The organism is Micromonospora sp. KC207 (genome assembly GCF_004348615.1).
Lineage (GTDB): Bacteria > Actinomycetota > Actinomycetes > Mycobacteriales > Micromonosporaceae > Micromonospora.
Genome location: NZ_SMKJ01000631.1, coordinates 1 through 570, shown reverse-complemented (window position 1 = coordinate 570; position 570 = coordinate 1). Strand labels below are relative to the sequence as shown.

The 570-nt window shown below is 68.9% G+C and carries 1 protein-coding gene; it reads right to left on the bottom strand.

The window, feature by feature from the left end; translation table 11 throughout:
* Nucleotides 1-570, bottom strand: a 570-nt coding sequence (locus E1258_RS32940; protein ID WP_243715846.1) for a transposase, incomplete at both ends; no start/stop codon positions are given.

Below are 570 nucleotides of genomic sequence, written 5' to 3'. Positions count from 1 at the left end.
GCTTGAACGCCATCGCGAGGCCGGCGGCCTTGGAGCCGGGGCCTTTGGTGACCTTGGTGCGGTGCCGGACGGTGGCGAAGGTCGACTCGATCGGGTTGGTGGTGCGTAGGTGCACCCAGTGCTCGGCGGGGAAGTCGTAGAACGCGAGGAGTTCGTCGAGGTCGTTGACGACCTTGTGATGGCTTTGCCGAACTTGGCGCCGTAGGCGAGCTTGAACGCGGCGACCGCGCGGCGGGCGTGCTCGCGGTCCTCGGCGTTTCCAGATTTCGGCGAGGGCCTTCTTCGCCCCGGGATGGGCGGACTTCGGGAGGGCGCCGAGCACGTTGGCGATCTTGTGGAACCAGCAGCGCTGCTCCCGGCTGGTGGGGAACACCTCGCGCAGCGCGTTCCAGAAGCCGAGTGCCCCGTCGCCGACGGCCAGGATCGGGGCGCGCATGCCGCGTCGTTTGCAGTCGCGTAGCAGGTCGGCCCAGGACTCGGTGGACTCGCGGTAGCCCTCGGCGAGGGCGACGAGTTCCTTGCGGCCGTCGACGCGCACGCCGACCATGACCAGCAGGCACAGTTTCGCCT